Here is a 25,247-nt window from a genome sequence, read left to right as displayed (position 1 = left end):
CGATAGATCCATTATCAATTAATTGATAAGGCCACTTGCCTCGCATCAAGTGGTCGGCGGGAGATAACCCAGCGTGCGCAGGGCCTCGGCCAGCTCCTCGACACGCTCCCGAGCCTGCTTTTCAGGCGTGCCGGCAAAGCCGATCAACAGGGCAGGCGGCAGGTCATGCTTGATGCGGTAGTCGCTCAAGGCATAGGTATGAATGTTGTGTTGGGCCAGTTGCCGGGCGATGTCCGTGTCACTGAGTTCGGGGGGCAGCCAGGCGATCAGGTGCATGCCAGCATCGGTCGGAGTGATCCTGAAAAAGCTGCCGATCTGCTTTTCAAGTTGTTCGATCAATGCCTGCTGGCGCGCCTTGTACAGTGCACGCATGCGGCGGATGTGCCCCAGGAAGTGGCCTTCGCGCATGAAGTCCGCCGTTGTGGCCTGAAGCAGTGTGGGCGGGCTGCGGTCCATGACCGCACGCAGGGTGCAAAAGGGCTCGACCAGAGCCTGCGGCAGGATCACGTAACCCAGCCGCAGCGACGGAAAGAGCACTTTGCTGAACGTGCCGACGTAGATCACCCGGGCCATCTGGTCCAAGGCAAACAATGCCGGGAGCAGTCGACCACTGTAGCGAAACTCGCTGTCGCAATCGTCCTCGATGATCCAGCTCTGATGCTGCGTAGCCCAGGCGATGAGTGCCTGGCGCCGCTCATAACTCAGGGTGACACCCAAAGGATGCTGACGCGAAGGCGTACAAAATACCAGGCGCGCATCAGGGCACTCGGCAAGGCCTTGCTGCACATCGATCCCCTGCTCATCAACCCGCAATGGAATTATCCGAGCCCCCTGGGCTTGCAACGCAATCCGCGCGGCGATGTGCCCAGGGTCTTCCATCCAGGCACTGTCCTGCGGATTGAGCAGCAGCATGGCCAGCAGGTTGAACGCTTGCTGCGCGCCGGAAACGATCACCACTTGCCCGGCGTCGCAGTCGATACCTCGCGCATCGAAGACGTATTCGGCAATCGCGGTGCGAAACGCCTGCAAGCCTTGTAGCTCGCCATAACCCAGAATCGCCTTGGTTGGCTTGAGCAAATGACGGTTCATCAGGCGCCGCCAGATGGCCTGCGGAAATTCTTCATAGGTGCTTTGACTAGGCAGGAAGGAGGTCGGCGTCGCCGGATCCCAGTCGGCATACGACACCCCGCGAAAATGATCGCTGCGCAGCGACAGCATCGACTGGCTCAGTTCGGACAGCCGCGGTGGCTGGCGCGGTGGCTCGTCCTCGATACTCCGGCTTTCCCACTCAGTACCGACATACGTACCTGCACCCGTGCGCGAGGCCAGGAAACCTTCGGCAATCAACTGATCGAAAGCATTGAGAATAGTGATCCGCGACAGCCCCAACTCAATGCTCAAGGTCCGGGTCGACGGCAGGCGCACGCCCCCCTGGATTCTGCCGTTGAGTATCTGTTTGCGAATCTGCAGATACAGCTGGCGGTACAGGGGTATGGCACTGGCACGGTCCAGTTCGATAGCCGACAGCAGCAAACCTGTTGGGGATTTCATGACATGCTCGTCTGGGGGGAATGGGATTTGACCTGGAAACCGTCAGGCGAAGGGGAGGTCAGGGTAGCGAGCGATACCCGATAAGTCATCCGTTCGGCGTTTTGGGGGCTTTGGTCTCCGGTCGTGCAGGCGATCACTCAGGCGGGGCCGCGATTCGGTTTCGCGGTATTTCGTACAGAGCCTAATACTTTAATTCAAGCCTATAGAGTCTCAGCCGATAAAAGGTGCAGACCACAGCGGTAAGGTTGTTACTGCTATGAAAGTTTCCAACTCTCGGGGAATCTACTATGGCCCACGCATGGCAGCTATTCGAGGCGTCGTTGCAAGCGCATAAACCGGCAATTTTGGCCGATCTGAATCCACCTGCGACGAGTAAAACTCTTCAACAGTTGCAAAGTGAGTTGGGCGTCAGCTTGCCTGAAGATTTCCTTGATGCCCTGCGTGGCCACGATGGACAGATGGGCAACAGCGAGCCGCTGCTAGGTGCTTATCAATGGCTCTCCAGTGCGCGGATCTTGGATGCCTGGGCGTTCTGGAAAAAACAGTCTGAAAGTTCAGGGTTCGATAATAGCGGGGCTGAAGCAGACCCGGGTGTACAGGACGATTGGTGGAACATTGGATGGATTCCGTTCGCTACCAATGGGAGTGGCGACTACCTTTGCCTCGATCTTAGGCCTGCTGCGGGTGGTAGATTTGGACAGGTGATTTCGGTATGGCACGACGACGGCGCGCGCCGTGTAGTCAGTGAAAGCTTCACTGACTGGTTTGCTCGGTTTTTCTGAAAGCACCTCTGCTCACCCACTACGATATCCAAGGAATAGGTATGGAACCGACCCTTACCGAGTTGAAGGAACAGCGGCTGCAGAAGTTGTTCAGCGATTGTCAGCAACAGGTCATTGCCCAGATCATTGGGCCATTCGGCCTGTCTACCGCGATGTTCGAGGATCGCAATGGCGGCAATGTCACCACCGTACATAACTTCGAAAACGCCAGCGCCGATTATGTGGCGGAAAAAGACCAGAAAACCTATGCCGCTTCCCGCGAGCGGTACGACCGCAGCAAGCTCAAGGACATCAAACAGAGTGTCAAGGATAAGCTGAAGGCACCAGGAATAGACGGTTATACCGGTAAGCAGGTTGACCCTGTACATCTAGAGGCCGACCATGTGACGGCCCTGAAGAAAATTTATGGCGATCGCAAGAACCATCTGGCTTACAACACAGGTGAGGGCCTGGATCGTCTTAGCGATGTTGCCAACAACACCGAAAACCTGGTTGCCACGCACCGGGATGTGAACAACCCCAAGCGCGCTAAAGATATCCTTGAGTTTGCTGATGAGGTAATCGATGGCAAGACTCAGGCTGACCGTCTGGAGCTCGATCCGGAGCGGATGAGGGCGGCAAAGGAACGATCTGAGGACTTCCTTGAGCGCACTGCAAACCGTGCGATCAGAGTCAAACAAACCGGTGAACTCCTCAAGACAGGTGCAAACCAAGCAGCCCAGATGGGGATGCGTCAAGCGTTGGGTATGCTGCTCAATGAGTTGGTCAATGGGCTGTTCAATGAGATCAAAGCTCTGATCAAGCATGGGGTAGAGCAAGGGAAAACTTTGTTCGAAGAAATCCGTCAACGCTTGGTCAGCGTGGCAGAGCGAGTGCTAAAGAAAATTCCCGATGCAGTCTCCCAGATGTTCCAAGGGGGCATCAGCGGCTTTATGAGCAATTTGCTGACCTTTGTGCTCAACGAGTTCCTGTCCACTGCCAAGCGCTTCGTCACCGTCATTCGAGAGGGCCTGATTGGTTTATTCAGGGCCTTCAAGATGATCCTCTTTCCGCCCGCGCACCTGACGCCCGATCAAGCGCTGCAGGAGGGTTTGAAGTTGCTTGGTACGGTGGTGGTCTCATCGGTGGGCATTCTGCTTCAGGAGACGGTGAAAACGTTCATCTCAAGCATGGCGTTTCTGCTACCTGTGGCAGATATCTTATCGTCGGCGTTAATTGGAACCTTGAGCGGCTTGTTGTCGGCGTTTCTTGCCTATCAAATCGACTGCATGTTCGATCGCTATCGTCATGGGTACGACGAGAGATTCATGGATGAACTGATTGCTGACTCTCGGCGCCGGGAGGAGTTCGCCCAAGGCCTGGTTGAGCTGTCAGAGAGCTCACTGCGCAATGTGAGCGCTTTCAACCATTCGATCATACTCTACCAGGGTATCGGGCAGACGTTAGCGGATTCGGGGCGAATGGCGGATGCGACCTTGGTCAGTCTCGAGCAAACGGTATCCGAGACACGCGAACAGGTGGCTAAAAGCGTGGCGATGATCGAGTACATCGAATCCAGCCAACGTGACATCGAAGATTTTCTGGAATTGCTTTGATATGGAAATGAACAACCGTACTGCGACGCGGCAAGACCTCCAGATTGTCGAAGCCTTTTCTTCGGTTAGTGTGCCGGAACAGATCATCCGCCAGAGCAATATCAGGGAGCTGGTGCAGGGAATGACCGATGCCCAAGCTTCGGTTCAAACAACCACCAGTAAATTGGAGCGCGCGCGCCGTGAACAAAAGGAAGGTAACTTCCTCGGTAACTGGTGGAATGATAGGGACGATGCGGTTAAGGATGCGCAACTGGACTTGAACAGGTCGATTGGCAGCCTGACACAGAAGTCCTCACAGCTTTTGATTGTTAATACAGCAATCTCCAAGATCCTGCATGATCAGCAAGGCGTTCTGTTACAGCAACAGAATATTTTGAAAAGTCAGACCGATACGCTGCAGGAGCAAAACAGCAAGATTCTCAGTCAGCAAAGGCTACTAGAGCAGCAACAACGAGAAATTAATGCTGCCAACGAAGGACTGATGCAAGCCAAAGGCATCACCCAAGAGCAGGCGAAAAAGCTTGTGGGGTGTGTGGTGAGGGTAACTGATGCTGAGCGGGCCATTCAGCAAGCTAACCAAGACTTGAATCAAAGTGTCGACCTTCGTTTAAAAGAGTCGACCCAGAATTATCTAGCGTGCTTGCGTCAAAGCTTGCAGGAGCAGGATCAGCGTTGGTCGACTGCAGAGCGGCAGGTGCACCATGCTCTCGATGCACAGAACAAACAGATGCAGCATGACCGAGCTACGTTCCATGAGCAGCTCGCGGTTCTTGAAGAAAGCCTGGAGCTGAAGCTGCAAGCCAACGAGCAAGCGTTCGAATCGAGCGTGACCTTGCAGCAGAAGATCATTCAACAAATGGAAGAGCGTTTCACGCTAGAGGTTGAAAGCATTCAGCAGGCTTTGGTGGAGTATTTCCAGCGAAGCGAGCTGACCCTCGAAAAGGCGCGTGAGAGTTTCGAGTCGCAGAATGCCCAACTGCAATATCAGCAGGCTGCCATGCGCGAGCAGTTCGGTTCCCTTGAAGCAGTTCTTGATCAGCAAGTACAAGCCGGCGTGCAGTTGCGCGAGGAAATCAAAGCGAAAAATGAGCAACTACATGACCAGCAAACTGCTTTGTGTGAGCAGCTCGGCATTGTTGGAGAAAGTCTTCAGCAGCAGGTAGAGGCCAGCATGCAGGCGCGTGAGGCATTCCATCACATGGAGGAGCGCTTTTCGCTGCAGGTCGAAAGAGTTCAGCGAGCTGTCGTGGCATCTGCCAAGCAAAGCAAGCTGGCGATCCAGAACACTCGCAAGATGGTGACAGGCACATTCGAGGCAATCCGCCAGGCGGTTAAGCAGGGGTTGCAGGCGCAAGAAGCAGATTTCAGGCTGTCTCTAAAGCATGTTGTGACGGAGCTCGAGACCGCCAGGCAAGAGCAATCGCAGCTTACCGAGCTTCACAAGGCTCTCGAGCAGAGCCAAAAAAGACAGATGATCGGTTTGGTTTCTGTCGGTTTTCTGGCTTTCGGTGCATTGGTTTGGCAGGCCACGGTGTATTGGATGCAAATATGACAGCGAGCTTAGCGCGATAGTGATGACAGGCCGGTCTAACGGTCTCGAGCCATGTTGAAGGGGTCATAAAGTGAAAGATCGCGAGCGGAGCGTGCCGGCGTGACGGATGGAAGCCCGAAGGGCCGAGACGTCGTTGCAAGGCGATGGTTCGGTTCACCCGAAGAATTCAAGATCGAAGCGGTCAAGCAAGTGACCGAAGAAGCCAAACCTGTGGCCGATGTCGCTCAGCGGCTGGTCATGTCCGTCCGAGCAAAAGAAGATCAACGTCTGTATGACCGGCACAACAAGGGCGATTCAAACAGACAGCAGGAGGTGTCACCAGCCTTTGAAACCCGTCACTCCACAAGCTCCCCAAATATCTACCTTCCAGCCATGCGTCACCCTAAACAAGAAAAAACCACCTGCTTTTTCTTCGTTTCATTTCAATGACAAAAAATTTTTTTGAACTCAGGCCACTGATTTATATGGACAAAACAAAAAGAAGAAAAATCAAGGCTTGCACTATGGGTTTGCGGTGCTACACCTCAAAAGCTGCACGGCAAATTTGAGCTTATAGATTTGGAACTCATCGATTGACCTGCAGCAGGTGGTGATGGGGACGATCCCGCTAGCCCCATAGCCTATCCATTTCCCCAGCCGTTTGAAAAGCGGGATTGGAGGTAAATGATGCGCAAGCCAATCGAGCCCGGTTCGCCCAAATCGACCAAAGCCCAACACGATCTCATTCCTGCCAAACCTGCTCCCCAGGCCGACCCCAGCCCACACAACTTGCTGCCAGGATCATCCCCGCGTGACGGCACATTCTCAAACGAAACAGTCAAAGAATGGCGCCGCGTAAGCAAGCAGCCAATTGCTGAAAAAGGAGCATCGCGACTCCCAGGCATTCACCTAGCGGTGGTCATGATACTGGACAACTCCGCCGATCTGATTGTTGGTGGCGTTGTTATTGATCCTGCCAATAAAAGGATCACAATCCCGCACGTGGTGGGTGATGATGACATCGACATTGAACTTTCCCAGGACGTTGATTTCAGTGCCACTGACGGATTCAAAAAAAATGAAGTTAGTCAGCCAAACTTTGAGCTGGAAAAGCCATGGCCGCACGAGGTGCAAGTCGACGGCATCACCCCTGAGATGCGCAGAGGGATTTCTGAGTGCGCTAAACGGCAGTCTCGGCTGAGCCAGGAAGTTGAAAGTGTCATCGCTGGAGTATTCAGAGACGAATACCTAAAGTGCGCCTCAAACAAGAAAGGCGCATGGCGCGCAGTCTGCCAGCAGTGCTCTTTGTTGGATATCAAGCCACCATCGTATAGCGCCACTGCCGAACGCCTGGATGTTCTGTTTTCTCAAGAGATTCTTCGGTACTACTAGAGGCTGTTGCCGAAGGATCGTAAGGGTTGTAACTGGGATAGTTCAGTACAGAGACAAGGCAGACGGTACCCTCAGAAGGCACCTTCTGCTGCCCACTAGTAGCCATTAATCGGAGGGTTCGTAATGAACTTTAACGATGTGTCACGTGAAGGTGTCAAGGTCGTGCTCTACAACAATGATCTTTGGGTTGTAGAGGGTGTCAACGAGACTGCCAGGCAGATGCACCTCAGGAATGTTCGCAGCAATAAGGTTTGTTCGGCTTGTATTGCCGGTGTGGCGGCAGTGGATGATCAGGCTCTCATTCAGGCCGCAGTCGCTAACATCGCAGCGAAAGAGGCATCGCGCTCGTTGATCCTGATCAATGGATTTACCCCTGAGCAAATGAAGGACGCGCAGGACAGGTGCAGCATTATCGTCAGGGAGCTCAGTGGGAAAATTTCTGCTCAGGAAGCTGCTAAGGAATGTGGGCTTAGCCGCTCCTGTTACTACGAGGCGCGCCGCAAGTACAGCCAGGAACTCAGTCCCGCCAGCTTGGGGGTGAAGAAGCAACGGCGTAAACATTGCGAGCCCCTGGGCTGACACGGCATGTCGTGTTTAGTCAGGAGATGCAAGGCCTAGCGCTGTAGTCGAGATTCGAATGTAAGAAACCTTGCTCTCCTTAAAAGATCCACGACCGAATCAATCAGTCAGCCAAGAGCCTGTCATGAGCCCATGAACAGGTCTGATTAGACGCGATGGGGCAAACAAACCATCTCAGGGTTTCTAGCCCTTGGGATTTCTTTGTCCAACATAACAGGACTCGCAGTCCATGGTTCAAACCAGTCGGACGGCGCCTAACGCCGGCTTTTATCGAACGTGCCTCATAAAAACGCCTCGATAGGGCTCTACATGAAGGCGCCCTCCATGGTCACTGAGCAGAGGTATCCGTCATGAGTTCTTATGCAGCACCAGACGGTAGCAGCCAAATTGCTAGGTACGACAATGATCTCTGGATGGTCGAGGGCATCGACGAGGCCACCAGGAAAGTACACCTAAGAAATCTGCGCACTCACAAAGTATGTGCGGTTGACGCCGCTAACGCGATCCTTGTCGATCACCAGACGCTCAATGAGGCCGCTGCTATCAAGATTGCAGAAATCGAATCAGCGCGCTCGCTCATACTGATCGATGGCTTCACTCCGAAGCAAATGGAACAAGCGCATGATCGTTTCAAAATAATCGAGCGAGAGCTCAAAAAAGAGATTTCCGCTGAGCAAGCCGCCAAGGAGTGCGGGCTCAGTCGTCCTCGTTACTATGAGGTGCGGCGCAACTACAACCCCGAGATTGGCCACATCAGTCTACTTACGAAGAAGCGTGGGCGTAAGCAAGGCACAACGACCCTCTCTCCCGAGATGGAGAAGATCATTGCTGACCAGTTCTGGCTGTATCGCGGCCAGGCTGCGTCATACCGCACTGTATGGAAGGGGGTTCAATCGGTCTGCGCTGAGCTGAAAATCACCGAGGTACCTTCCTATGAAACCATCTGCGACCGCATGAACAAGCTGACCGAATACGAGAAAGCGGTTCCTGTGCGTGGCAAAGACTTTGCTGGTGACAATTTCCAGCTCAGGGATGGTTTCCGTGGATTCAGTCGAGCGCTCGAACAAGTCCAGATGGATCACACCGTCGCGGACGTATTTCTGTCCAGCTGCGAAGAGCCGGACAAGACCATTGGCCGTCCTTGGATCACGTTGGCGATCTGCGCCAAGACCAAGGTGATCCTCGGCTTCTACATCAGCATCCGTTATCCCAGCCTTTGCAGTGTTGCTCATACGCTCAAGCACGCGGTGATGCCTAAAGACGGCTTCATGAAGAAGCTGGGTCTCGAAGACCACGATTACGAGTTCTATGGGCTCTTCGACGAGCTGCTGACCGACAATGCTCGCGAGTTCAAGTCGGGGAATCTCGTAGCTGCCTGCGGACTGGAAGGGATCAAGCTTCGCTACCGTAGCCAGAAACAGGACGGCGGTATCTGCGAGCGAGTTCTGGGCACTTTGAACATCGGCGCAGTCCAGATGCTGCCCGGAGGGACGGCTTCTAGGACTCGGAAGGACAGGGATTATGATCCCGCGCAACATCATGCGATGACGCTTGATGAGTTCATCCGGTACTTCACGCTTGCTGTTTGCGAATATCACGACACTAGAGCGACAGATGGCAGGACGCCGCGTGAGCGTTGGCTTGAGGCCATGACGGACAAAAAGGGGGCGCCCCTCATTCCCCGGCATGTCCACAACGTCAAAAACTTCGTCATCGAGGTCATGCCAGAGAAGAACCCCACCGTTACCAGGACGGGGCTCAAAGTCAATGGCTTCCGCTATTCAAAGGATGTCCTGCGGCCTTTGGTCGGCAAGCGGGTACGCGTGAAGTACGACCCGGTCAACCTGTCCTCCATCCTCGTCCGTATCGAAGGTGAGTGGATTCAAGTGCCTGCGCGTGAGCAAACCACTGGAACCCTCGCAGCTAGGGAGCTGGTGATCAAGTCGCTGGCTAAAGCAGGAAAAAGGGCTGGGAAGATGGGTGAGCGAGCCGTCAGGGCGTTTCTCGCCCGCACCAAGATGCTCAGCCAGGCGCTCGCACTTCCCACTCCGTCGATGCGCAGGCAGCGGGAGATCGGTGCTGCAGACAGATCCGATCCACTGCTCAAGCACCACGCCAAGAAAACCAAGAATGTCACGTACCAGCTCCGTGATTTCTCGGCGGACGTTGAGGAGTACGAGGGAGAATAACCATGGACTTGTCTCATTTGGCCCCGAAAGCCCAGCAGGTTGCCCTCTTAGATGACGAGACTCGTATCGCTTACTGCGACATGCCCGTTTGGATCAAGACCAGCGGCACCAAGTCTTTCCTTGATGCGGTCGCGCGGATGATCGAGCTTCAGCGCATCGGCAGTCGTTCCTGTCTTGGGCTCATCGGCGTTAGCGGCATCGGCAAGACAACGATGGTGGAGCGCGCAGAGGCTCTGTTCAACACGCCTGAAGCCACTCGTATCGTCGGGATCGACTTGGCCCCCTATGGACGGCACATCGATCTCCAGGAAATTTTTCTGAGCCAAATAGGCTTCAAGGAGAAAGTGAAGGCGATGAGTAATTCCAATGGCGTTAAGCGTACAAAAGAGAGACTGCAGCAAATGCAGGCTGCGGTTTGCATCCTTGATGAGGCTAACGCGCTGGCCGGTGTCAGGAGCATGCTTATTCAGCCTAATTATACCTTTCTGCGCGGTATGGCGAACCGTGACGTGGGGTTGAGTGTGATTGTCGTGGGGACTGAAGAGCTCAAAACCCATCTGTCTGTAGATCCACAATGCCGCTCGCGCTTCGGGCTCTGGGAGGTACCTGAGTGGAAGGCTGACAGTGAAGATTTCTCGCGCTTCTTGAAGGCTTTCGTCAAATTCATGCCGCTCAGGAGGGTCTCTGTGCTGCATACCCGGGAAATCCAGGCCTATCTGGCGAATGAATGTAATGGGAGTACGCGAGAAATCGTGAAGGTGCTAATCGCCTCTGCAAAACTTGCGATTCAGTCGGGGGAGGAGCGGATCGATAAAGGGTTGATCAGCCTGAGTCGCAGCATGCTGCTGCCCACGTTCGGTGATGACTGAATCGATGTGGCATGGATGGGTATGCAGTTCAGCCAATGAACCGCCTTTGCAGCGTGCTCTGACTCTTCTACAAGAGCGCCACAAGGCAGAAGGAAGGCTGATTGTAGTGAGAGGTGAGGCGGGCGCAGGGACAAGCGCTTTCGCTTCACGCCTCCATCAACTACTAGTCCGCGACGGCATGCGTTCGGCATTGGTGCCAAGGATGGCCATGAATGCTGATTTCGTGTTCATGACCCATGTCCTCAGATCGCTAGGCCTGCCCATCTACTCTGCCGATATCCACCCACCACGGAGGGCTAGCCTCCCTTACATTGTCGCCCTTCATCTGAGGCAGTATCAGGCGATCGTATTTGACGATGGGCACGATTTCTTCAGCAAGCACCAGCAGAAGATCCATTTGATTTATCAAGTGCTGTCCTACCTGCTAAAGCCGCCGTTCGGCTACGACATTGTGTTCTGTGGCAAGTATGACGGGTTAACGGACGTGGGGTTGCGCGCACGCGATATGGGGATCGAGGTAGTGCTCCTCGATCTGAAGGCTATGGAGTGCGATGAGGCCTACCAACACTTCGTTGCCGAGACGCTGAGAGCCCTGTCATTGTCGAAAATCCCTACCTACCTAGTCCCGCCGGATAATCCGTCGACCGCACCCGTCTCATTCCAGCAAGGAGGCATAGACCCCGAAAATGACCTCATCAGCTTGATGGGGCATACGAAAATACCGACCCTGTTTCCCCTATTTGTGACGCCACAGGGTATCGATCTCTGCGACCTTCATGAGCACACAAAGGGGCTTGTGGGAGAAACTGTCTGTGCACTCGAAAGCCTGAAGGCGCTAATGCTCCTCGACGCCATGGTGGTGGCAGGGGAAGTAAAAGCGCTGGAACAAGCTTCTTTTCCTCGTGCCAACGTTGCAGGGGTAGTCAGCACTCATAACGCACAGATCGACGCTCACTCTTCTAAACAGCAAGATTCCCAGCACGCTGAAACAGCGAGTAACCGCGCACCTAAATCGAAGCCCAAGGCGGCATCTGGGCGTGGATTCGAAACGTATCTGAAACCGATTTTTGATGAGACCTTGGGCTCCTGGTTGTCGAGAAATGCATCTTGCCCATCGATCACAATCATTCATGATGATTTTCTCCGGTGGTGTACAGCGCTAACTCAGGGTAGTGAGCAGTCCTATGACTCCTATTCGCGTCAACTACTCACGCATACAGGCAACGCACCAGGTTTCACCGGTCTGCTCGCCTCGGCAAGGTTGGTCGGGGAGGTGGCGATCGACCCGTCCGATGAAGGCAATGCGAATGAGATGCCGTGGGATCCAGCAGTGCTTCTAGGCTCCGCTGGCCATGATTACGCGCCAGGACGAGGCACGCTTGAACCCGATACGCTTTATCGATCCCAGTCTTTCCTCGGCATGTTTCCAGCGCGATTGCAACATCGAATACCCATCCAATTCGCACTTCTGGGGGATGCCACTCATCCTCGCGAGAACCGTAAGTACTGTGCTCAGTGTATCGCCGATGATGTGGCCGCACTGAGAGCGCCTGTGCTGCGACGAGCCTGGCGAAAACGTGGAGCTGCTGTGTGCACCTATCATCGGCATCCTGTTTTGCTGCAGCGCCTTGATAAAAGCAGTTTAAGTGAGCTGACCGGATCCTGGCTTGCGTACACCCAACATACTCAGCGCGAAGCCTTTGACCACGGCACCGGCTTGATTAGTCGAAGCGCGTGTGGTTTTCTGGAAATTCTTTCAGAGTGCAGGATTTGTCGAATTGTAGGCCGCATACAGGTCTGGGTTGAAAATGCGCCAGCACAACCTACATCCAGTCGGCCCTCTAAATACGCCCTGTACTTTCTACTAGGTTTCTTCCTTTATCAACCTAATCTGAATAGTGACGGCGGTATCGCAAGATGGTTCTACAGACTGGAAAAAGGTTCTAGACTAAATGCTAAGGTGTTCGATAGGCCAACAGTCTGGCAGTTGATGACAAATATAGAAACTGCACCTCCGAAGTCTCTGGCGATCGCATATTTGCTAATTGGATGTGCGTTTAATTTGTTTGGGCCAGCTGAGCATCGCTTTCTGCAGAGCACGCTTACGTTTACCGCTAGTTCCTTTCCCACTGATCGTAATGAGATAAAAACTCTAGCGCAGTGCTTCCAAGACTATCACAGTGCTGCGATGTGGGAGAGTGCGCAGAGTAATCTCTCAGCCGGAGACTTGGTTCATGTGGAGTGGCTGTTCAAGAGGAGGTAGCTGGACAGAGCTGTCCAGTAATCTGGTGGCGCTGAGAGAAATATCTGGGAGTCAGAATCTGTTACCTGATCGTTTGCGTAGGCGACGTCTGCATTGATTTAGATAGCAGGCCAAAGGGGTAAGATCTCGAGCAGATTCAAAATGCCTGCGATGACCGCCTGATGCAGAGGGCTCTTGTTGAGTCAAACCGAATGGCAGCATGCAATTTCGCAGGGCACCAGACAGGTCAACGAGGCGGCGTCGGAGCCTGACTCGTATGTCATGACCACCTGCAGTAATGCCGCCTGGGGGGATGAGGGAGCGAGAGTGCCACCGGTGTCATTTAGTGCTTAATTGACGGCTCTGGTCATGCCCGAAATAGAGCCATCCAAGGAGAAACAAGGCCTAGAATAGGCTACCTCGAAGCGGTCAAGGCAAGCACATTTTATCACTATATTGGATAGGCAGCCGCAGCTCAAGGTGCCTCGTGGCTGCTCGCTAAAATGGATATCGATGGGTTTAAGGCAAATTGACAAATGTCGATTTAGGCATGGGTTATGGACTCATGATGGCACCTGTTTTCGTAAACGAACACTAGATTCATCATTGTTCCAAAAACCGAGCTAATGAGTTAACTGCTTGAAATATAAGCAACTACAATACACCGGTTCTGCTATGCGCCGAAGGATAGAAGCGCCCGCATGCGCATGCTCGCCTGGCGAATGGGCGAGCCTTACACCCTCAGGGCTGGGAGTCAACCAGCGCCAGACGTCGCCCGCGCAGCGCTTTGCGACATTCCTACCAAAGGTCTTTGACACCCCTTTAACACCCGTAAGGCTTGGACTACACTCAAAACTGCCTCCCAATCCAGGTACGGAACCATGAGCCGACCCCATACCTATGTAGAGATTCGAGAGCTTCAGTTTTTGCTGACGAGGCTGGTGGACGAGGCAAATCGTCTCGAAGCCAGCGACTCGAATTATCAACTCGATCTCGAGTTCAGCAAGGAGCTTGATCAACTGATTGAGCGTTATGGTTACAGCGATGACGAGGCTCTGCGGCTAATCGAGATTGTGAGTGTCTACGAGTCCGAGGAAGGCTCGCAACTGCGTAAATTGATCAGTGAAAACCGTGAGGGTTGTGAGGCAATAAGTGTTCCCGGCGGGGCGAAAGTCGAGCCAGCATGATAGCGCTGGGCTCTGGACTCTGGAGCCTCGGCCATGTCAATACAACTGCATTGTTTCAAGGGATGAGGGTTACAAAATGACAAGCCTTAATGAGTATCTCTCCCTTAAGAGTAAGTTGACCAAGCTTGAAGAAAAGCCTGATCTCGCTAAAGATATTGCGTTCACGGAAGAATTTCTAAGATTGAAGGAACGCTATAATTTTAGCGCGAGCGATGTATTGCGCTTGATCAAACCTAGCCTCGCTTTCACCGGCATTTCGTCTACAGAGTGCATTCACGAAGCTCTGCAATCGATTGCTAAAGATGCGCCTGATATAAAATCTACTGCCAAGTCGATGCGCCGGTATAGAAATCCCCATACGGGCGAAGTCGTTGAAACTCGTGGGTCAAACCACAATCGGCTGAAGGCTTGGAAAGAACAGTACGGCTCAGCTGCTGTTACATCCTGGCGCGAGATTTAAGCACGAGCCCCGGTTGCCCATAAGTACTGGGCGAGTGCCCTGATGATGAAAAAGCCAGCATCACGAACTGCTTGCTGGCTTTAGATGCATCACTTTTTGCGAGGCTTGCCTGCATCGCTGCGTTTGTCGCGAACCTGGCCGTCCTGGTTGCGCGAACGGGGTTGTACACCACCGCCAGGCTTTGGAACGTTGACATTGGGGTTGAGCGGTCGACGGTCTGTCATGAGAAACTCCTGCATCGCTGTAGAGTTACGAGAAGGATCAAGCAGTCGTGAGTCAGCCTATAAAAAACACATCATGTTGTGTTTTGTTGTGTGGCTCGGCACAACATAGACCGCTTCGCTTGTTCGTGCAAGCCTTATTGGATCCATCCTGAATTTCTTCTGTGTGCCGCATAGGTACGTCAGAAGGAGATGTACGTTTGCGCAGCCGTCGATACGGCTTCTTCACAGGGCTGGCTTAGAAACACCGTTTTCTTAGTGTTTCATCGTAAATTTCAGGACGACGAGGAGGGCGCTGGGGAATAGTCGACGCTCGCTCAGCGCAATTGCTTGGCCATAAAGCTAAAGCACTCATCTAGCCTCCAGTCACAGAAAAAACTCTTTGTGGTGCACAGCAACGGCGAGTGAACATCTTTCAACCAGTTATTGTTAGCTGTCCCAAGGTGCTCCATTACCACCGTCGCACCTTGTGTCGCTCGTGTTGAGAGTCCTCCGCAGCGTTGCCGTGGAGGCTTGAAAGTGGTTAGGGCATTATGAGTACCCCGCCTACGGAGGTCAGCGTAGGAAGGGCGTGGTTCTTCATGGCACTGCTTTCCGAGCTACACCAATCTTCCGTGACCTGACGTCCTTCAAGCTTTCTTCCAATAGCGGCTGACAGTGGAACGCGGCATTCCAAGCAGCTCGATGACTTCGACTTGGCTCTTACCTTCAGCCTTGAGCGCCTGCACCCTCCGCAGATTCTCCTCAGCACTGCGCGTTCGAGGATGAGACTTCTTGGTAGGTGCTTGGGGCAAGGGGGCATCAAGCATTTCCAGACGCTTGAGCTCTGCGAACACCTGGTCGAGTAGCTCTCTTGCCGTCATCTGCTCATCTGCTGCATGTACCAAGGCCAGGAATGCAAGAGGGTGCAGGTTCAACGCATTTGCCAGCTCTCTGCTGGTTTCCAGCGTTGGGTTGGATTGGCGGCTTTCGAGCCGGCTGACCTGCGACTGGGTTACGCCGTTGGCTACGTCGTACTGCGTCAGCGCTTGCCGATCTCTAAGCATCTGGAGGACTGCCGCATAGGCTTCACGCAGGTTCATTTCATCCGCCCTGATAAAAGCGGAGGATATGCCGCGTTTGCGTGCTCCCACACAAATGTATATAGTCATCCTTGTGGGAGTCATTGGGTTTGGCCATCACTCCGACGCGAGATTTGGGGCTGTGTGAGAGGAAAGAAAGCTGCCCCATTCAATATATCGCTAATTCGTCACATCGAGGGTTACCTAGGATCACTCGCATATCAGTGTGATGGGTGGCTCAGCGATATGGGACTTGTTCAGGTTGGGTGGGAAGATTTCCACGAATGGCGGGTAATGCGTATGGTCAAGAAGACCGGATTTGGGCACCGGCTGAAGCACGGGCACCATGTCGGATCTGGCGATCAATATATGTTCAGGCTTTTTCAGGTGCACAGAGATGTCCAGCGATTTAGAGCTTTTGGCTAGTCAGCAATCCCCAGCGGAGATTGCACCCACATCACTGCCTAGCAATATAGAACGGGCGTTGGCCATGAACTTCGGCATGGCCATAACAGGTTACCTATGCTGTGTTGAATACCAGCAGTCGATTCAGTGCCTGGTGGGCATTGTGTATCGTGAAAGCCGAGGCCGATTCCGCGATGGTGCAACAATCCTCACCTCGAAGGTGTGCCGGCGTGTAGAGCATCGGGAGTTCAATCTGTTTCAAACGGTCAACGGGAGCACCTACGTTGTCTGCGACTGGGCGCTAGACGGTGGTAGTCCACGGTTTGAGGGCTCCACTCACTGAGCGTGGTATGTCCTGAAATTGAGCGATGAAGCAAGTGGCGCATAATATTGGTCGGAGGGAAAGTGGAAGCAGCGTTGATAGCAGGCCTCTTGTTTGAAGGCGGCTTCCCTGTAGAAGGGGAAGGTGCTTCAGATGAATGTATTGTACAGGCCGCACGAGCAGCTAATCAGAATCGGCCATTTTGTGTGGTACGGGATTGGCTCCTGCTCGACATCATGGTGCCTAGTGATGTTGAAGATGATCTCAAAGCTATGGGGCTACAGCCAACGGTAGTTTATGCCCACACTGTGGTGTACGACAGCAAGGCTGAAGGTTCCCGAGCAGGTGCCATTCGCTCAAGCTTTCAGCGCATGCTAGATGGCTGCAGCTTTGAGAGCATGCACACAAGATTTGTCTTGGCCGGGCCTGGAGTGCGAAAACATGTGAGTCTTCCTGCACTCCTGGCCTTGGAAAATGCCTGAAATCAAGCGATTGGCTATTAGCCCAATAGACTAACACTCAAGGCGTTAGGAAATCATGCCTAATGAAAACAGCAATGAATTTTGAGGAGCTGATTCGACGTCATGCCGAGCACGTGTTTGGCAGCAAAGCCAAGGCTAGCATTTGGTTGTCGCAGGCTAGGACTGTTTCAGTGGCGCTACCGCATTGGAAAGCGCGTGCGATTAGGCTGGGTACCGGACAGTAAAGTGTGAACTCGAGCGCATCGGACACGGGTACGGCTGTTAGTCAAATCTTTCCAGGGTGCGGTTAGCTCTAAGGATTTAAATCATTTGTAAATCCAGCCTTGAAATCGCGCTTCGGACAGTAGCAGGTATTGGGGGCGGGGAAAATTTTCTTTTACTAAGCACTTTACCACTGAGTTTAATCTGTCCATCATTCCTGGAGGGCCGGAATGAGTAATTTATATTCCGAGTGGGGCCGTTTTTGTCTGAGGTATCGACAGGTGACTGAAACCTCAGAGTTTGCTTCCGCTCGCGTTGACCTACCCCAGTCTGATGGGGTAGCAGAATTTCGAATTGCAGCCAATTTCTCTGATGGTAAGAAAATGGTTGGCACGCTATTTTTCGTACCATATTACGAAATCGACCCGTTACCCATTGCCTTCCACCAAAATGAGGCCATTGCGAGCTTAAGGGAAGGGTATTGCTTACTAGTCCCTGTTGCCGTTGGTGCGAATTGGTCAGAGAGCGTATGGCCAAAGTCGATGGTGGAACTAAATATTTTTTTTACCAATTTGACCGGCTCTCCGCGATTCCTCGAAGATTGGATTATGGGGAGGCGTCACGAGCTTAATAAGCTACTGATGGTTGTGATAGTTCAAAACAATATTTGTTATGGATACCTATTGGGCTCTCCGAGAGATGCAGGATTCAATGAGACACGTGTAGTACCTGTTTTCTTCGATCGATCTGAGGAATTTTCATTTGAAGACCGCGTGCTGATTGAACTGGAGCTCAGCGTGAAGTATCTCCAAGCGCTCATCAGGCACTCTCGCCAGTTACAACCCAGTTCTGGCAACGTAAAGGAGGATCAATGTTTGCGTTATGCGCTCGATGAGTTGGCGAGCGCGTTGGAAAAGGGCGTGGGTCGATCCCGTCCGACCTAACATCATGCCTGCCATTTTCGTGGCTCCAGGCCTATCGTTCGCATTCCCTGAAGCTGTGAACGAGAGATCTCTAAAATGCCGCTCGGAGCACAAGTGAGCTGATGAAGATTTTAATCTACTCAGATTTACACATTGAGTTCAAAGGTTTTGAACCGCCCCAGGTAGATGTGGATGTTGTTGTACTTGCTGGGGATATTTCGGTGCGCGAACAGGGAGTGTTGTGGGCTAACCAAACCTTCGAGTACCCAGTCGTCTACGTGTGTGGTAACCATGAGTTATACAAAGGCCACCTTGACCGAACGCTCATCAAAATGCGTGAAGCCGCAGCAGAGCATGTGCACGTCATGGACAACCAAATTCTCATCATCAGTAGCACACGGTTTTTGGTTACGACGGCGTGGACAGACTACACGTCTACGGGCGATTACAAGGCTGCCATGAGGGACTGTGCCGAGTGGATGAGCGACTTCAGGAGGATCAGGGTAGGAGAGGGTTACAGAAAGCTTCGACCCGTTGACCTCATAAGTCGGAACATCGCCGCTCGTGAGTTTCTCGTCAGTGAACTCGCCAAACCCTTTGAGGGAAAGACGATCGTGATCACTCATCACTGCCCAATCCAGGACGTTGCTGGCGAGGGGTATGAAGGTCATCTGGGCGCAGCATACTTCAACCAGTGGCACGACCTCGTGGCCCAAGCTGACGTATGGATTTTTGGTCACACCCATCACGCGGTAGATACAGTTGTTTCGGGGTGCCGGCTAGTGTCGAACCCGCGAGGTTATCCAGGAGAACGTACAGGCTTCTCAGCTGACCTCACCATCGAAGTCTAGGCTCATCTGGAGGACTCAGGGCTGAGGCTGTTTAGTCTTCTGGGTAGTGCCGCAGCCGGCCTACCGTTGATTTAGGTACTCCAAGGCGCGCGCTGACCGAAGCTTGTGATTCTCCCGCGGCCTTGGCATGCCGAATAGCTGCCAACTTTTCCGGATCGATCTGTTTCCCAGGTCGCCCCCGCGTGACCTTGCCTTCTCAAGGTGACTCGACGTCTGCTGGATTGAGTGCAGGAGGAAGAGGGGCAGGGCATTAACAGCGCTGCACTTCCTGGGTCATGGCCTCTACCCAAGTTGCGGATACAAGGCTTCACGCAGGGGGGCGGTGACATTTCAAGATGGCATAGCGTTTGACCGTGGGCCACGCACGTGAGTAGCGGATGACGGTGGCTGAGAGTGTGTTTGTGGAGGGCTCTCAGCACCGTCTCGCTCAGGTCAGTGCAATCGAATGAGTGCCCTACAGGCAAGCATCTCCAAATTCTTCCATTCGAAGCTGGCCGGCGACCAAATCTTCATATAATTTATCCAAATCAACATCTTTAAGGATATTGTCGGTGCTGATATTGAATTGATACTGGCTGAAGTCGCCAAGAAGACTGGGTGGCAAGTGGAAATCAGAAAAGGTCAAAGGGTTTGGCCACCTCGCGAGCTTGTCAAAGTTGAGGGCGGCGGCCTGCGCCAGTAAGCGAAGATGAAGGGATTTGCTCGATTTAAGAATGGCCTCGGAGTTCTTTATCGATTGCTGCGCGCTATCGATGTACATTTTAATAGGTATCCCCAGTGACACGAAAGACTCGGCCAGCCCCGCGAGGAAGCGCTCCGGCCCTGCCAGGCAGTTGTCGGGCAATTGCATTGTAAGCAAGTAAAACAACATTCCGTGGTTGTCTAGTTTTAATGCGTACTTTATGTTTTTGTGTTGCGGCCCATTCCTTTCAAGCCCGTATCGAATCAAGTAGTTGTCGAGATTTTTGGCCGCGGCCTTGAATACCTCCGGCGTCGCATTTAGCACGAGCCTAGAAATTAGGCCACTGCAGTAGAGAGCCAGCCTTAGATCTTGGCAATTTTGTCTGTCTGCAAGAAGTAGGGCGCAGACAGAGTACTCCGCGAGCTCTGGGTTGTAGAGATACTCAACAAGAGATTTTTCAAGAAGATTTTCTTCAACTACTTTCTCAGTGCCCAGCCGATTGACAAGCCCAAATCTTACTTCGAATTCCTCTGCCATAGCGGAGTTTTCGAGCAATGAGACCATGGAAATTGGGGTTCGAGTGATCCCCTCACCATCGGAATTATAAAATCGTATAAAAGCGATAGGCCTTTTTCCAGGCTTTCCGTCAGCGGTAAACTCTACGCCACTCGTTACTCCACATTCCCACGGCTGTTCTGTATGGGATGCCTTCTCAAGCGTTGTGTAATAAGCGGGAAATTTAAGGCGCTTATTGTGATCATAAAAGACTTTCATGTGATAGAAGTCTTTCTCGTTATTGGCAGGGCACTCGTACGCTTTTTGCATAAGAGTTAATCGATTCATTCCCCAAACAGTTGCCGTCGCGTCGAGGAAGTGGGTGTACTCGTGAGCGATCAGAGGCAGCGCTTTAGCATGACGTTCGTAGTCTGGAAAATTCAGTTGAGCGCCTTTGGTGTCAGTTGACGTGAGATTGCTAACATGATAGTGCTCTAGACTGTCAAGAGAGATTATATTTGTGCAAAAATCAAACAAGCCCAGTGTGTCAACTTTCTTTAGGCAGTTCCAGCGCGCACTTGTTTTGCGGAATTCACTAAGCGGCATACTCATCCCTGGGGGTAGCTAGAGGTGGTGATTTTTAAGGAAAGGGCAATCTTATCACTTGGCCATTGGCTAGGAGAAGCTGGTGTCTATTGGTTCCATGCCTTTAACTAGTGGCTGCTTATAAATTGGGGCTGTTCAGATTTTCAAAATCCATACCACCTATGGCCCGCGCTTGCTATTGAAAAGGTGCCTACCAGGAGCTATGGCTTGGTAGCGTCTCCTATCTCTGAGCGGAAGCAAGCTTGAGGTGCCTAGAAACGGAGAACCCCACTCGAGGTGGGATTCTCAGCTACCGATTCGCGAGCGTTTCGGCAGAGCAGGCCGCTGTTGCCTGGCCGTGGGCTATCTGATTTTTAAGAAGCGGGGGCAATCCGGAGTTCTCTGTAACCACCCTATGGGGCAGGCCTAATTATGCAGGGTAGGGTGGGTGGATGAAGGGCTCAATGGTGATTTTGATCACGACATCAGCTGCACGCTCTCGGCCCCCATAGCTTGACTCAGAAATCCGGCGTTGATGTTACGCCATCGTCGTAGATCTTCGTCACCTTATGTTTCCGAGTCCACTCTTTAGAGTCCTCTGGCAGCCAAGTTACGAAAACTTCAGCCTTGCATGAGTAACAATCCTTTTCAATTTGTTCAATGGTGCCACCTTGGCCCCACAAAGCTAGATAGACCTTTGCCTGGGTAAAATTTTTGAGGGTGCTTGATCCGCACAGCGTAATGGTATTTCCGTTGCCTATAGAAACTGTTCGCTTAGAAATTAACGTCTTAGCTAATGCGTCTGGCAATACCTGAGTAAACATCGTTCCGCTCACATTGCCGATTGTGGGCACGACAATCACGCCGGAGCCATGTTTCAAGCATAGCTCGAAAAACTTAGCTAGGCCCATCCGCGTACCTTCAGGGTTGCCTCCATAAGACGATACTAGATAACGCTCACGACTCATCGAAAATCCCTCACAAAAAGATCCAATCTATGAATTTTCGGGGCTCAACGGCATCCTCCTTTAGGAGGGCTCGAAACGCTCCACCCCGGTGATTCTATGTCAAGAAGGTTACGAAGTAATGGCCATTTGATGCCTTTCGCGCCAGCTCGACTTGCCGTGCCGAACTCCGAGCAGCCAGATCTTCATCAATGGATGGGCGGACAGATGGCTGTCCAGGTGGAAGCAAGTCGTAGAAGTATCCGCTCAAGAGGTCTGCACTATGCATCCAACGATTCCAGGCGGTCGCTATTTCGTAGTCAAAGGTCAGCTCTGGCGTTGCACAAATCCCTCGTTCAGTGAGTGCGAGCGGCAGCGACTGGTGCACGACCTGATGGATGCGCGGCGAGAGGTGAAGCGGGCCAAGTGTTCTGGCGATTCGAGCATGCTCAAATCTGCACGGTCGCGAGTGAATGTCGCCAAGGTCGGGCTCGGGGAACGGGGGGCCGTTTGGTGGGACGACGGCAGCACTGACTACAATCGTTGTCGAGTAGAACTTACGCCTTACGCTGACTGGTACAACGCCTTGGGTGCCACAAAGGAACAGTAATGTACGTCGAAAAGAGCTTCACTCCCCAACAGCTATTTGAAATGGGGTGGGAACGACCTGTTCTCATCATCGCTAAGGAAATAGGTGTCTCAGATGTGGGCTTGTCGAAGGCCTGCCGTAAAGCGGGGGTCACATTGCCCACTCGGGGCCACTGGGCCAAGCTAGAATCAAAACGTCCCAAGCGCCCAAAGCTGCCGGTCTCAACCATACCCATCACGTTCCACGTTCTTGATATCCAGAAAACAGACAAGCCAAAGCCTGAGAGCCCAGTCAAAGACCCCAGTACGCTCATCGTGCCAACGGAGTTAGTAAATCCGCAGGCCTACATCCCATTCGCCTGAGTCTGGCGAAGTGGTACGCTCCATTCGATCTAGAGAGGCGTAGCCTTCGCGTGCAGTAAATCTGCGTTGTAGCGCTCGCTCCTGTCGTACGAAATGGAGATGTACTGTAGTGGACGCCCAAAATCCCGGCTCGCCAAGCGAAGAGATTCAGAAGCCATCCTTCCCCCAAAACCTTCTCCACCGAATGATCAACCGTGTGCTTGATGCCGCAGGTGTGCGGCAGGTATCCGCATGGAGAGCTGGGCGGGAAGTTGGCCATCACGAGGGATATCAGAAAGGTTTCACCACCGGTCAGGCTGCCGGCGAGGCAGCCGGTGATAAAGTCGGGCACTCGCGAGGGGTTCGCGAAGGCCTTGCAAGCGGTCACGAAGTGGGGCGCACCGTCGGCTTTGCGGAAGGCCAAGCCGCGGGTTATGAAACCGGCCATAAAAAGGGATTTGATGAAGGGAAATTGATCATCGAGGTGCAGCCCGGGCCTTCACCGAAAATCGAAGCGCCAGGCATCCGTGAAGACCAGCTGTTCAAAGACTGGCGCTTCCCTATAACAGATGAGCTGGAAGCCCAGATACGCTCGGATGTTGCCAGCAAGCTGGAAAATCAGCCGCCTTCCGCGGATCAATGGAAAATGATCCTCTCCCGAACGCCTACGACTTCGGTGGTAGCCGGCGCAGGGAGTGGTAAATCCACGACCATGGTGCTGCGGCTTCTGGTATTGCGGCACTATCTGGGAATCGACTTTTCCAACCTCACCGTTGTGACATTCACCGTCGAGTCCAAGAAGGATTTCGCGAAGAAAGTCCGGGAGGTGTTTGCCCTTTGGGGTTATGACATCTCGTATGACGACTCAATGAAAATCGTCCGAACGTTTCACTCAAGAATCCTATCATTCGCGCGCTGCTTGCCAGGCATGGGAAGCGTTCAGCCCTTCGAGTTCCTTGAAAAGGACGGCAGCACCAAAGAGAAGGGCTCTATGTTCCAGGTCAAAATGGGAGAACCCCAGCTTGAGCTGATGAACGACTGCTACATGCGTCTGTATGACAAAAATCCTGAATTCAAAGCGCTCATCGGCAAGCTCTATCGCCACGCATTGGCGATGGAGAAAGTAAACGCCGATAGCCCCGATGCCTTGAAGGCCCAACGCCAGGCTCGCGATCTGGCGAAAGCTGACGAAGACATTTGTGACACCTTGGAGCGGTTATGGCGTGCAGCAGGGAAATGGCCAATCGAAGGCATCGAGCCTACCCGTAAGGTTATCCAGCTGCTGGGGCAGGACTTCAACGTCAACGGGTACATTCCAGAGCTTGACGCGTTTGTCATCCTGGGCGTTGATAAATCAGAACCCGCTGATTTGAAGGCAAAGGAGGGGCGGTTCCCTTTCCTAACTGTGGATGTGAAGCACAAGCGAGTCTTGTTCCAAGCACATTGCTCTCGCCCAGTCATCTACCTCAAAAGCTATGTCGAGTCGGCCAGTCCGATAGAGGCAATCCGCAGCTTGGTGAACACTTGTCCGAAGTTCGCCTACAAGCTCGAGGGTGATATCGCTCCGCAGTACATCACAGAAGCGTTCTACGGCGCTGCGTCGTACATGGAGAACCTTGGCTTGGATGTGTTCGAAGCTATACGAGCCATGCGCCTGCTCAAGGATGATGTGGATCGTGATTTCTTCCATGCCCTGGCGATCTACTGGAGCGAGTTCACGCGCATGCTGTTCAACATGACCCCGCCAGTCATGACGTTCAACACCATGTTCGCCATTTTCAGTGAGCGTAAACCCCACAACCTTAAAGCCCTGACCCCGAGCGTTTTGCGACCAATGACAACGTTGCTCGTCGACGAATTCCAAGACGTCGGTGCGAACACTATTTCGTGGATTCGAGCGACCTTCGCCGAGATCGAACGACGCAACCTGTCTGTGCCCACCCATGGCTCTCCCGCCTACGCATCGCTCATGGCTGTCGGGGATGATTGGCAAAGCATTTATGGATGGCGCGGGAGCTCGCCGCACTACCTGATCGACTTCGATAAAGTATTCGAGTCGCCCGAGCCGAATCGGGTGCTTATGCAGGAGAATCATCGATCACACCAGATGGTCATCGATGCGGCGGAGGAGATCGTCAAGCGCACCCCAGGTGGCGTCCCTAACAAGCACGGGGTTGCGAAAAACAACGCTGTCATTGGTCATCAAGTACCCGTGGAGGTGCGCGAGCTCGACTGGAAGCAGATCGTTGCTGATGTCGAACGGCACTACGATGCAGGCGACTCCATTCTCGTGCTGACACGCTCAAACTCCGTCAAGGAAGAAGCGCGTGAGGAGCTGGAGGATCTGCTTGATAGGGCCAGAATGGAGAAACGCTCCAGTCAGATTAAATTCCTCACCTACCATTCAGCGAAGGGCTTGCAGGCTAAAGCCGTTTTCCTTCTTGGCGATTGCGACCTCAAGACCTCTTCACCTTCCAAGAATGATCTGTACGCCCAGGCTGGCCTCAATCGCCCTGGTGATCCCTGCGGCTATGATACGTCCCAGGGTGAAGAGGCGCTCCGCACCGCTTACGTTGCGATCACACGGGCTATCACCTACTGCTACTGGTACTTGGATGATGACTCGAAGCCGGCGATCGAAAGGGCTAGCCGCTACATCAAGGCGACTCAGCCATACTGGAATCGGGTCAACGCGCCTAAAGCGACTTCTGCTACATCCGGCAAAGCAAGAGGGACGGGGAAGCTGCGTAGTTTTCGTGTGTACTGAA

The 25,247-nt window shown here is 53.1% G+C and carries 23 protein-coding genes; 17 read left to right on the top strand and 6 right to left on the bottom strand.

What is annotated here, in order from left to right:
- Positions 1-45: 45 nt before the first annotated feature.
- Complete coding sequence (locus A4C63_RS22720) at positions 46-1,551, bottom strand: PLP-dependent aminotransferase family protein (protein WP_063914693.1); 1,506 nt, start codon at positions 1,549-1,551, stop codon at positions 46-48.
- 287 nt (positions 1,552-1,838) lie between these two features.
- Here A4C63_RS22720 and A4C63_RS22715 point away from each other — a divergent pair, with 287 nt between their 5' ends.
- The 11 genes from A4C63_RS22715 to A4C63_RS26955 all read left to right on the top strand — a co-directional run bounded on the left by A4C63_RS22715 (position 1,839) and on the right by A4C63_RS26955 (position 14,377).
- Positions 1,839-2,333, top strand: coding sequence for an SMI1/KNR4 family protein (locus A4C63_RS22715; RefSeq protein WP_063914692.1), 495 nt, complete (start codon positions 1,839-1,841; stop codon positions 2,331-2,333).
- Between the two features lie 41 nt (positions 2,334-2,374).
- Positions 2,375-3,928 (top strand): hypothetical protein, encoded by a 1,554-nt coding sequence (locus tag A4C63_RS22710; protein WP_063914691.1) that lies wholly within the window; start codon positions 2,375-2,377, stop codon positions 3,926-3,928.
- A 1-nt stretch (position 3,929) separates the two neighbouring features.
- The gene (locus A4C63_RS22705) at positions 3,930-5,480 is read left to right on the top strand and encodes a hypothetical protein (RefSeq protein WP_063914690.1); all 1,551 of its coding nucleotides are present in this window, start codon (positions 3,930-3,932) and stop codon (positions 5,478-5,480) included.
- A gap of 99 nt (positions 5,481-5,579) precedes the next feature.
- Positions 5,580-5,909 carry a hypothetical protein gene (locus tag A4C63_RS26090; protein ID WP_082888400.1) on the top strand — a complete coding sequence of 110 codons (330 nt, stop codon included), beginning with the start codon at positions 5,580-5,582 and terminating at the stop codon, positions 5,907-5,909.
- A gap of 237 nt (positions 5,910-6,146) precedes the next feature.
- Entirely contained in the window at positions 6,147-6,851 is a 705-nt protein-coding gene (locus A4C63_RS22700; protein ID WP_156510913.1) for a hypothetical protein, read from the top strand.
- Between the two features lie 123 nt (positions 6,852-6,974).
- Complete coding sequence (locus tag A4C63_RS22695) at positions 6,975-7,430, top strand: hypothetical protein (RefSeq protein WP_063914688.1); 456 nt, start codon at positions 6,975-6,977, stop codon at positions 7,428-7,430.
- Between the two features lie 350 nt (positions 7,431-7,780).
- Entirely contained in the window at positions 7,781-9,619 is a 1,839-nt protein-coding gene (locus tag A4C63_RS22690; RefSeq protein ID WP_082888399.1) for a Mu transposase C-terminal domain-containing protein, read from the top strand.
- A 2-nt stretch (positions 9,620-9,621) separates the two neighbouring features.
- On the top strand, positions 9,622-10,488 hold the full coding sequence (locus A4C63_RS22685) for a TniB family NTP-binding protein (protein ID WP_063914686.1): 867 nt from the start codon (positions 9,622-9,624) through the stop codon (positions 10,486-10,488).
- A gap of 208 nt (positions 10,489-10,696) precedes the next feature.
- Positions 10,697-12,751 (top strand): hypothetical protein, encoded by a 2,055-nt coding sequence (locus A4C63_RS22680; RefSeq protein WP_063914685.1) that lies wholly within the window; start codon positions 10,697-10,699, stop codon positions 12,749-12,751.
- Between the two features lie 860 nt (positions 12,752-13,611).
- Positions 13,612-13,917, top strand: coding sequence for a hypothetical protein (locus tag A4C63_RS22675; RefSeq protein ID WP_063914684.1), 306 nt, complete (start codon positions 13,612-13,614; stop codon positions 13,915-13,917).
- Positions 13,918-13,993: 76 nt separating this feature from the next.
- On the top strand, positions 13,994-14,377 hold the full coding sequence (locus A4C63_RS26955) for a histone-like nucleoid-structuring protein, MvaT/MvaU family (RefSeq protein ID WP_156510912.1): 384 nt from the start codon (positions 13,994-13,996) through the stop codon (positions 14,375-14,377).
- An 89-nt stretch (positions 14,378-14,466) separates the two neighbouring features.
- Here A4C63_RS26955 and A4C63_RS26865 read toward each other — a convergent pair whose 3' ends face one another.
- A complete protein-coding gene (locus A4C63_RS26865; protein ID WP_256202968.1) occupies positions 14,467-14,601 on the bottom strand; it encodes a hypothetical protein in 135 nt (44 codons plus the stop codon).
- A 626-nt stretch (positions 14,602-15,227) separates the two neighbouring features.
- Positions 15,228-15,680, bottom strand: coding sequence for a helix-turn-helix domain-containing protein (locus A4C63_RS22670; RefSeq protein ID WP_063914881.1), 453 nt, complete (start codon positions 15,678-15,680; stop codon positions 15,228-15,230).
- Between the two features lie 789 nt (positions 15,681-16,469).
- On the opposite strand from A4C63_RS22670, the gene A4C63_RS26425 reads away from it, so the two are divergent.
- From A4C63_RS26425 to A4C63_RS22660, 3 genes are all read left to right on the top strand, one after another.
- Positions 16,470-16,868, top strand: a complete 399-nt coding sequence (locus A4C63_RS26425; RefSeq protein WP_156510911.1) for a hypothetical protein — start codon at positions 16,470-16,472, stop codon at positions 16,866-16,868.
- A 431-nt stretch (positions 16,869-17,299) separates the two neighbouring features.
- Positions 17,300-18,013 (top strand): hypothetical protein, encoded by a 714-nt coding sequence (locus tag A4C63_RS22665; RefSeq protein ID WP_156510910.1) that lies wholly within the window; start codon positions 17,300-17,302, stop codon positions 18,011-18,013.
- A gap of 101 nt (positions 18,014-18,114) precedes the next feature.
- A complete protein-coding gene (locus tag A4C63_RS22660; RefSeq protein ID WP_063914682.1) occupies positions 18,115-18,843 on the top strand; it encodes a metallophosphoesterase family protein in 729 nt (242 codons plus the stop codon).
- A gap of 31 nt (positions 18,844-18,874) precedes the next feature.
- Here the strand turns inward: A4C63_RS22660 and A4C63_RS26610 are convergent, their stop codons facing one another.
- From A4C63_RS26610 to A4C63_RS26420, 3 genes are all read right to left on the bottom strand, one after another.
- Positions 18,875-18,988, bottom strand: a complete 114-nt coding sequence (locus A4C63_RS26610) for a helix-turn-helix domain-containing protein (RefSeq protein ID WP_256202967.1) — start codon at positions 18,986-18,988, stop codon at positions 18,875-18,877.
- A gap of 309 nt (positions 18,989-19,297) precedes the next feature.
- Positions 19,298-20,626, bottom strand: coding sequence for a hypothetical protein (locus A4C63_RS22655; RefSeq protein ID WP_156510909.1), 1,329 nt, complete (start codon positions 20,624-20,626; stop codon positions 19,298-19,300).
- Between the two features lie 497 nt (positions 20,627-21,123).
- Positions 21,124-21,573: a hypothetical protein gene (locus A4C63_RS26420; protein ID WP_156510908.1), complete on the bottom strand. Its 450-nt coding sequence runs from the start codon at positions 21,571-21,573 to the stop codon at positions 21,124-21,126.
- Positions 21,574-21,832: 259 nt separating this feature from the next.
- On the opposite strand from A4C63_RS26420, the gene A4C63_RS26860 reads away from it, so the two are divergent.
- The 3 genes from A4C63_RS26860 (at position 21,833) to A4C63_RS22635 (ending at position 25,246) form a co-directional block, all read left to right on the top strand.
- Positions 21,833-22,159: a hypothetical protein gene (locus A4C63_RS26860; protein WP_063914680.1), complete on the top strand. Its 327-nt coding sequence runs from the start codon at positions 21,833-21,835 to the stop codon at positions 22,157-22,159.
- Positions 22,159-22,500 (top strand): hypothetical protein, encoded by a 342-nt coding sequence (locus tag A4C63_RS22645; protein WP_063914679.1) that lies wholly within the window; start codon positions 22,159-22,161, stop codon positions 22,498-22,500. The genes A4C63_RS26860 and A4C63_RS22645 overlap by 1 nt, the downstream gene beginning before the upstream one ends.
- Before the next feature lie 109 nt (positions 22,501-22,609).
- Positions 22,610-25,246, top strand: a complete 2,637-nt coding sequence (locus A4C63_RS22635) for a UvrD-helicase domain-containing protein (protein WP_082888397.1) — start codon at positions 22,610-22,612, stop codon at positions 25,244-25,246.
- The last annotated feature ends 1 nt before the right edge of the window (position 25,247 follow it).

It is taken from the genome of Pseudomonas sp. p21 (assembly GCF_001642705.1).
Classification (GTDB): Bacteria; Pseudomonadota; Gammaproteobacteria; order Pseudomonadales; family Pseudomonadaceae; genus Aquipseudomonas.
This window is presented reverse-complemented; position numbering and strand designations above follow the sequence as displayed.